The sequence below is a fragment of the Roseibium sp. genome, assembly GCF_025698965.1.
GTDB lineage: Bacteria > Pseudomonadota > Alphaproteobacteria > Rhizobiales > Stappiaceae > Roseibium.
Genome location: NZ_JAILWL010000267.1, coordinates 1 through 8,916 on the forward strand (window position 1 = coordinate 1; position 8,916 = coordinate 8,916).

8 protein-coding genes are annotated in these 8,916 nt (G+C 56.7%); 3 read left to right on the forward strand and 5 right to left on the reverse strand.

Annotated features, from left to right (window positions below; all coding sequences use genetic code 11):
* Positions 1–137: 137 nt before the first annotated feature.
* From K5905_RS20045 to K5905_RS20065, 5 genes are all read right to left on the reverse strand, one after another.
* A complete protein-coding gene (locus K5905_RS20045; RefSeq protein ID WP_297586927.1) occupies positions 138–1,871 on the reverse strand; it encodes a thiamine pyrophosphate-binding protein in 1,734 nt (577 codons plus the stop codon).
* Between the two features lie 14 nt (positions 1,872–1,885).
* The gene (locus tag K5905_RS20050; RefSeq protein ID WP_297586928.1) at positions 1,886–2,671 is read right to left on the reverse strand and encodes an SDR family oxidoreductase; all 786 of its coding nucleotides are present in this window, start codon (positions 2,669–2,671) and stop codon (positions 1,886–1,888) included.
* A gap of 22 nt (positions 2,672–2,693) precedes the next feature.
* Entirely contained in the window at positions 2,694–4,373 is a 1,680-nt protein-coding gene (locus K5905_RS20055) for a tripartite tricarboxylate transporter permease (protein WP_297586929.1), read from the reverse strand.
* A gap of 3 nt (positions 4,374–4,376) precedes the next feature.
* A complete protein-coding gene (locus K5905_RS20060; RefSeq protein ID WP_297586930.1) occupies positions 4,377–4,853 on the reverse strand; it encodes a tripartite tricarboxylate transporter TctB family protein in 477 nt (158 codons plus the stop codon).
* A gap of 85 nt (positions 4,854–4,938) precedes the next feature.
* The gene (locus tag K5905_RS20065; RefSeq protein WP_297586931.1) at positions 4,939–5,922 is read right to left on the reverse strand and encodes a tripartite tricarboxylate transporter substrate binding protein; all 984 of its coding nucleotides are present in this window, start codon (positions 5,920–5,922) and stop codon (positions 4,939–4,941) included.
* 173 nt (positions 5,923–6,095) lie between these two features.
* On the opposite strand from K5905_RS20065, the gene K5905_RS20070 reads away from it, so the two are divergent.
* The 3 genes from K5905_RS20070 to K5905_RS20080 all read left to right on the forward strand — a co-directional run.
* Positions 6,096–7,049, forward strand: a complete 954-nt coding sequence (locus K5905_RS20070) for a LysR family transcriptional regulator (protein WP_297586932.1) — start codon at positions 6,096–6,098, stop codon at positions 7,047–7,049.
* 153 nt (positions 7,050–7,202) lie between these two features.
* Entirely contained in the window at positions 7,203–7,880 is a 678-nt protein-coding gene (locus tag K5905_RS20075; protein ID WP_297586933.1) for a response regulator transcription factor, read from the forward strand.
* Positions 7,849–8,916: histidine kinase dimerization/phospho-acceptor domain-containing protein (locus tag K5905_RS20080; RefSeq protein WP_297586934.1), on the forward strand; the 1,068-nt coding region annotated here is incomplete at its 3' end. The genes K5905_RS20075 and K5905_RS20080, both read left to right, overlap by 32 nt.

Genomic DNA, 8,916 nt, shown 5'->3' on the forward strand with positions numbered 1-8,916 from the left:
GATTGCCAGGCCTTCGTTTTCATAGAGCTTCAGATATTCCGGCACGGCGCCGATCTGGAGGGAGTAAATGCGCTGCTCAACGATCATTGTCTTTTCCGATTTTCCTATCTGAAATTGCGGGGCTGAATCTGTGCCCTTCAGGCGTTCGCGGCGAGTGTTTTCTCACCCTGGACCCGTGCGGCTGAAAGCGATTGTGTTGGAGTAAGCGCTTCCGGGTCCACAACGATCTCGATCAGGTAACCGCCCTTTGTGGAGCGCGCCCGCTGCAGGGCTTCGGGAAAGGCTCCGGTGGTTTCGACACGTTCGCCTTTAATGCCGAAGGAGGACGCGTAGGCGACAAAGTCGGGATTCACCAGATCCGTTGCAATCACGTGGGCGGGATGGTGGCGTTCCTGATGCATGCGAATTGTACCGTACATGCCGTTGTTGACGACGATGTAAATGATATCGGCACCGTGCTGGTGAGCTGTTGCAAGTTCTTGACCTGTCATGAGGAAACACCCGTCCCCGGCGATGGAAACAACTTCCCGCTCAGGTGCCTGCAGTTTCGCTGCAATGGCGGCGGGAACACTGTAGCCCATCGACCCGCTGGTCGGGGCGAGTTGCGTTCGATAGGCGAGATGTTCATGAAAGCGATGTACCCAGACCGTATAATTGCCGGCACCGTTCGAAATTACGGTATCCGCGGGCATTGCCGATGTCAGATGCCGGATAATCCGACCCATGTTGACCGGACCGGGAACATCCGTCGGCTGAAGGAACGAGATGTAGTCCTTGCGCTGGTCCTGTCGCCAGTCTGCCCAACGGACTGTGCCCTCGTTCCATTCGATGAGATTTGCCGTATCGAAAAAGAGCTCGGGATCCGAGACAATTGACAGGTTCGGCTGATAAACCTGACCGAGTTCTTCCGGGCCCGGGTGGACGTGCACGAATGTCATGCGCGGCGTCGGGATGCCGAGCAGGGAGTATCCCTGGGTCGTCATCTCGCCGAAGCGAGGCCCGACAGCTATCAGCAGGTCAACGTCCTCAAGCAGGCGTTTGCGCAGCTTGGGCAAGGGGGCAATGCCGATCACGCCGACATAGTTTTCATGGCTGTTGTCGATGTAGTCCTGACAGCGAAAGGTGGTGGCGACGGGAAGCCCCGTCCTTTCGGCAAATGCAAGGGCCTTTTCCGTACATGCCTGGCTCCAGGAAGGGCCGCCCAGGACGAGAAGCGGTTTTTCTGCCTTCTTCAGCATTTGCTCAAGAGATGAGATCGCGTCCGGTGCCGGTGCGGCTTTCGGCAGAGGGGTGGGGCGCAGGTTCTCGCAGACTGCGGTTTCCGTCAGAACGTCTTCAGGCAAGGCCAGCACAACGGGTCCGGGACGTCCGGACAAAGCCGTCTTCCAGGCGCGCGCCAGATATTCCGGGATCCTGCGCGGATCGTCTATCTGGACGACCCATTTGGCCATTTGCCCGAACATACGTCGGTAGTCGATTTCCTGAAAGGCTTCTCGGTCCAGCATGCTGCGTCCGACCTGGCCGATCAGAACAATCATCGGCGTGGAATCCTGAAATGCGGTGTGGATCCCGTTCGAGGCATTGGTTGCGCCGGGACCGCGTGTCACGGCGCAGATGCCCGGCTTGCCGGTCAGCTTGCCGTAAGCATCGGCCATGTTAGAGGCGCCGGACTCGTGCCGGCAGGTCACGACCTTTATCTGATCCTTCTGGGCATAGAGCCCCTCCAGCAGGCCGAGAAAGCTTTCTCCCGGCACACAATAGACCGTGTCGGTGCCAAGCAGCTGCAGCTGATCGGCCAGGATGCGCCCTCCAGTACGGGCCGGTTTGGCTTCCCGTGCGGTCAATGACTGCATTTCCAGTACGCTCGACATGTCGATGTTCCCAATCAGATACTTTTGATCATACCGCCGTCGACACGGGTCATCTGACCGGTCACATATCCGGCAGGGTCGCTCAGAAGAAATGTTGCGACACTTGCGAACTCGTCAGGCCGGCCATAGCGCCTGGCGGGCAAAGAGGCGGCAATTTCCGTGCGAACCTGTTCAAGTGATTTGCCTTCACGTTTGGCACGTGCGGTATCGAGCTGGCCAACGCGGTCAGTGTCGATCTTGCCCGGCAAAATCATGTTTACGGTGATGCCGTGCCCGGCAAGCTCGTTGGACAATGTCTTGCAAAACCCGGCCATGGCACCACGAATGGTATTGGAAACCGCCAGATTGGGAATGGGTTGAACGACGCCGGAGGAGCCGATCGCAAGAATACGGCCCCAGTTTTGATCCTTCATGCCTTCTACAGCTGCTTCCGTGATCTGGAACAGGCTGAAGAGAAGGGTCTGCGCAGAGCGCTGCCAGATATCACCGGTTACACCCAGCGAAGGGGAAGGCGGTGGTCCGCCTGCATTGTTCAGTAGGATATCGGGTTTGAGTTCGCTGCGGACACGATCGCAAAATTCTGCAACTGCCTCCGCGTCTGACAGGTCCAGAGCGAGAGGTGTTGCAGAGATGCCGTGTTCCAGAGCAAGCTGTTCTGCAAGAGCCTGCAGTTTTTCCGTGCTGCGGGCCGTCAAAATGACGTTGGCGCCTTCTTCTGCCAGCTTTTCTGCAATTGCGCGGCCCAGCCCTTGGGATGCGCCGAGCACCAGCGCGGTCTTTCCGCGGATTCCCAAATCCATGAAGTTTACTCCTGAGGTGGAACTAATCAGATGACTGTTTAGGTTCGCCCGCAACCGGGTTTGTGGTGTTCTGCAATCGGTAAAGGATCATCAGTGCTCCGGTGACGGCCATAAGAATCGCAACTGCCGGGCGGGCGATGCCGGGCATCATGAATACCGGTACGGCTTGCACCAGAAGCAATGCCGGGACGAAGAACCGGGTCCACGACATCTTGCCGATGTTCTTCTGGTAAAACGGGAAGACCAGTGAGAAGCATCCCAGCAGCAGGAAGAACAGCGACCACGGACGGCTGATGAAGACCATGATGTCGTCCGAACGGGCGAAGACCTGACTGAGGCGGGCTTCGGCAATTCCGCCAAGCACCACACCGAGAACCATTGGCACAATCGGGAAACCGAGTGCGCGCAGGACAAATCCTATGATACCGAATATGAACAGGGTCCACATGTCGTAGGTAATGTTGTTGAGCGCGAAAATGCCGACTGAGCAGTAGAACAGGATTACCGCCGCCAGCATGTACATTTTCACCTTGGTGATCAGGACAAAGCCGCGCAGCGTGAAGGATTGCAGGAACAGCATCATGAAGTTCGCGACGAAGAAGGCCAGGAAGATCGAATAGGCGATCTGAGGCTCGTCGGATATGAAAGAAGGGCTGGGGATCACATCATGGATCAGCAATGCCCCGAGCATGATGGCGGTCATGATGTCCCCCGGAAGACCGAGAGCCATCATGACGATCAGCGCACCGCCAGCCGTTGCGTTGTTGGCGGATTCCGGCGCGATGATGCCGTCCACAGCACCGGTTCCGAACTTGTCGGACTCCTTGCTGGTTTTCTTGGCCTGATCATAGGCGAGGATGTTGGAAATGGTGCTGCCTGCAGCCGGCAGAACACCGACAAAGACACCGATCAGGGAGGAACGTAGGATGTTGCCCCACCGGCTGATCACCTCTCGGGCCGCTCCCAGATAATCGATGTGAACCGCGTGCGCCTCGTTTCCGCCGAGGCGTTGATGTGCCTTTTCGGAAGTGCGCACATCCCCCAGAAGACGGCTGAAGGCAAACAGTCCTACAAGGACCGGCAGAAAGGCGAACCCTTGCGCGACTGAATCGATTCCGAAGGTAAAGCGGGGCTGACCGAACACCACATCGCTGCCGACAGTGGCGATCAAGAGGCCAAACAAGGCTGCCATCAATCCTTTCAGGATCTGATCCCCCGCCATGCTTGCTGTGACGGTCAGGGCAAAAAGGATCAGCGAAAAATAGTCGACCGGCTGAAACTCCAGGCCGATCATTGCGAGTTGCGGTGCGACCACCATCAAGACGATGGAGGCGATGACGCCGCCGAAGAACGAAGCCCAAACGCCAATGCCAAGGGCCAGACCCGGCTTGCCTCCACGCGCCATCGGATAACCGTCAAACGTGGTGGCGACCGAGGAAGGTGTTCCCGGAATTCCAGTCAGGATGCCCGACATGAGACCACCGGAAAGTCCACCGACATAGACGGCGATCATCGTGGCCAGGCCCTCGACCGGTGTCATCGAGAACGTGAATGGCAGGACCAGGACAACAGCCATTGCAATGGTGAAACCGGGAATGGCGCCTGCGATCAGGCCAGCCATGGTCCCGACCATCATCAGGAGCATGGTCTTGATGGTGAAAAGCTCGGGTGCGGCGCTTGCCAGACTTTCAAAAAGACCCATGTCTCAGTACACCCTAAGGATTTCGCCCTCAGGCAACAGAACGCCTAGCAGCTGGGTGAAGATCGCCCACATTCCAATAACGAAGACGGCGGAAATGGCTGCGTGAAGACCAAGTTGGCTGGGCTTCCAGCCTCCAAGCACATTCAGGGTCAAAAAGACATAGGCCAATCCGCCGAGCAGCATGCCGGCAATAGGCATCGTAACGAGAAACAGAAAGAACAGCAGAAAACAGAAAAACGGGTTCTTGTTGTATTGAAGCCATTCGGAAAACGTCTTCCGTTCTGTCTCGACCGGATGACGCTGTGACTGGATCAGCAGCAGTGCGGACAGCAGGGCCAGTGGAACCAGGATAATTCGCGGCCAGAGCGCCGGTGACATCTGCCCGAACATGGCCGGCGGCAGATTTGTGGAGGCGGTGAACATGACCGCGCACAAAAACAGAAAAAACACCGCAACAAAGGCGTCTCGATTGAGTGACATTTTCAAGACTTCCGAGGAGATGAGGAACCATGCCTCAAGAACAAGGCATGGTTCCGCAGTTGTTTAGTGCAAGGTGGCGTTCGCATTATTGAAAGCGGCCAACCTTCAGCGCCTTGGCAGCGTCGAGGAACTCCTTTTCAGTTCCTTCCCACCATGCCGCATAGTCTTCCGGTCCGAGATAGACGACGGCCGTGCCTTTGGCTGCCTGGGCGTCGACGAATTCCTGGTCCTCGGTTGGGGCTTTGAATACACCGGCCCAGTAATCGACGATTTCCTTCGGAGTTCCCTTAGGCAGCATAACGCCCCGGGTCAGGGAATAGGTCATGTCGACACCTTTTTCCTTGAGCGTCGGCACGTCCGGGATCAGCGGATTGCGTTCGTCGGCGGCGATAGCGAATGCTTTCAGTTTACCGTCGCCGCGCTGGGTACGAGCTGCCGCCATGTTGATGCCGCCAAGGTCGATGGATCCGTTGAGCAGACCAGTGATGCGCCCAGCCGTGCCGCCCTGGAAGGGGACATAGGCGTAATCCGTGTCGGTCTTCGCACCAAGCATGATCCAGAGAAAGTGACTGGTCGCCCCCATGGAAACACCTGTTGGGATCGCTCCGGGGTTTTCCTTCGCTGCGGCAAGCATGCCCTCCAGATCCTCATACGGGACATGACCGCCTGCGCCGATGATTTCCGGGGTGTCCGTCAGCATGGCGACCGGCTCGAACCCGTCCCAACTGAAGTCGGTAACACCGTTGATGTAGTTGACCGGGAGGTGCTGGTGGATCGCGAACAAGGTGCAGCCGTCCGGCTTGGCCGCGTGTGCCTCCTTGGCTCCCTTGGCGCCACCCTGGCCGGGTACGGTCACGACCTTGACCTTGACGGGTGCGTCTGAGGAGTCGATTGCCTTTTCGAAGATGCCGAAAATCACGCTGGTGCCGCCTCCAGCACCCCAGGGAACAATGAGTTTGGCAGTGGTACAAGGCAGCTCGACAGCCGAGGCGGCCGTCGTTCCTCCGAGGATACTCACAGCGGTCAGGGCAACCCCGCCCAAGAGATTGGTGATTGTCTTCCTGTTCATCGATTTCCTCCCGAAATGCCGAACGTGACTGAGTTTCAATTTTTGTCGATATTTTTATCTGAGACCGCGAAAAGATTATTTTCAGGCTCTTTTTTAATTTTTATCAGTCTAATTGCATTCCTGAGCTAAACAATATAAAAGATTGAAACAGTTTGTTGCGTGAGCGGGATAATATGGACCCTGAATTACTGACAGATATGGCTGTGTTCGCAGCTGTGGTGGAAAACAACGGATTCACATCCGCCGCGAATGTGATGAATATGTCGAAGTCGAATGTCAGCAGGCGAATTTCCGCGCTTGAAGACCGGCTCAGCCTAAAATTGATCCATCGCACAACGCGAAAGATCGGCCTGACGGAGAGCGGGCGCGTCTACTACGAATATTGCGCCAGGCTGGTCGCGGAAGGGCGTGCCGCGGATGCCGCCATGATGGCGATGAATTCTTCTCCGAGCGGGCTTTTGAATGTCAGTCTGCCGGAAACGCTTGGGCGCTCATTCATCCTGCCGCTGTTGCCTAAATTCCTGGAGTCCTATCCCAATATCCGGCTCAATGTGGCGTTCAGCAACCGCAAGGTGGATCTGATCGAAGAACGGTGTGATGTCGCGGTTCGTAAGGGAGAGATCGAGGATGACACCTTATGCGCGGTGCCTCTGGGGTCCTCCAGCCAGTATCTGTTTGCAGCGCCAGGCTATCTTGGGACGACCGACGAGATCAGATCCCCAGCAGATCTCGAGGCGCATGCGTTCGTTGCCAGCAGGACCGGGTTCGGTCCTTTGCGGGTGGAACTGACAAGTGGAAACGATGCCACAGAGGTAACGGTTTTGCCGCGGGTCGGTGTAAAGGATCATGAAGCTGTCCTGAGCCTGACAATCTCGGGAATGGGGGTCTCTCTGTTGCCGGCATGGCTTGCCCGGGAGCATGTTGCAACGGGTGAATTGGCAGCGGTTCTGCCGCAATGGCGTGGGCCGTCAGTCATGTTCAATGCGGTTTTTCATCCGCATCGAGGCATGGCTCCCAGTCTCAGGGCGTTTGTCACTTTCCTGAAAGATCACTTCAAGGCGCACCGGCCTCTGGACGACAGCGAGAGCATCCAAAAGCTTCAGCCGCGAATTGCCCTGGTCAAATAAACACGCCCTGCCGGGGTTTTGAATATCTGTCCGTCATGTCGCTGCGTGGCATTTCAACGTTCTGTGTCGCCATTCCTGTTTAGGTTTCAGGTGTTTGCATATTGCAATTCCGCTGATATCACTTAAAGACGGCATCACGTCTTGGATACCTGAATGAAGATCTTGCTTGCAGAGGATGATCAAAAGGCGGCGGATTACATCCGTAACGGGCTCGTCGAGAACGGGCATACTGTCGACTGGCTGACAGATGGCCGCGAGGCTCTCACTTACTGTCTCTACAATGATTGTGATCTTGCGATTGTCGACCGGATGCTGCCGGGCATGGATGGGTTGTCACTTGTCAAAGCGCTCAGGGCGACCACGAGCAAACTTCCGGTGATCTTCCTGACGGCTCTGGGGGATGTCGACGACAAGGTGGATGGTCTGCTTGCAGGCGGTGACGACTACATGGTCAAGCCGTTTCACTTTTCCGAGTTGCTGGCCAGGATCACTGCCCTGTCGCGTCGTCCGCAGGAGACGACAGCGACGACGGAACTGAAGGTCCATGACCTCAGACTGGACCTCCTGGCTCGCACGGCGGAACGCAAAAACGTGCCGATTGAATTGCAACAGAAGGAGTTTGCCCTGTTGCAGCTGCTGATGGAAAACGCCGGACGGGTCGTCACGCGCACCATGATGCTTGAGAAGATCTGGGGTTTTAATTTCGATCCGGGAACCTCGGTCGTTGAAACGCATATCAGCAAACTGCGCCAGAAAATCGACAAGCCGTTCGATGTTCCGTTGATCCAGACCATACGCAATGTCGGGTATTCGCTCCGTGCGCCCCGCTGATATCAGGTCGGGTCTGGCCTTCAAATCCTCACTGCAGGTTGCGTGCGCCTTCATCGTGATGATCGTAGTGGCCGGAGCGCTGCTTGTGCTGGCTGTGACCAACACGCTTGAAAGCGAATTGCGGGCGCAGTCGGAAGAAGAGATCGTTCTGCTTGAACAGATCTACCGCGCCCAGGGACAGGCCGGACTGGTGACCGCGGTCAACAACCTGACGCAGCACGCTCTGCCGGTTGGGCATGCCACCGGGGTCTTCGACAGCGGCGGTCTGCGGCTGGCAGGGTCACTGACCTCGATGCCGCCGAATATCGGCTGGCAGAAAACCGAGATCAGCTACGCACACGCAGCGCAAACCCCTCAAGGTTTCTATCTCAAGCGTGTGTCTCTCGATGACCTTACCCTTGTCGTCGGGCGCAGCAGTCACATCATTGACGCTGCAAGAGAATGGCTGGTGTTCTGGCTCATTTTCCTGGGAAGCGCGATCACGCTTTGCACGTTGCTGCTTGGATATTTTGCCAGCCGGAAATCCCTGCGAAAGCTGCGCGCCATGGAGATCGTCATGCAGGACATTTCCAGGGGAGAGATCGATGCCAGACTTGAAGTCTCCGAAGACAACGATCAGATCGATCGCATTTCAGGCGAGGTCAATTGGCATCTGGACCGTTTGGCCCGCCTGATGGAAGGCATGCAGTCGACTGCTTCCTCCATCGCGCATGATATCAAGACGCCGCTCTCCAATGCGCAGATTTCGCTTAACCAGGCACTGGACAAGATAGAAAGCCATAGAAGCCCGCGCGAAGATATCGAGGCGGCTCAGGATGAGGTGCAGCGGCTGAATTCAATCATCGAGACCGTGTTGCGCATCTCCCGCATCGAGGCAAGCGCGGGAACGGCTTCTTATCAGGATTTCGAACTGCCTGAACTCATCCGCGATATTGTCGACTTCATGGAACCGCTGGCGGAAATGGCGGATCAGAATATCAGGGTTCCTTCCAGCTCCGAGGAGAAGCTGCTCATGCACGCTGATCCCGGCATGATC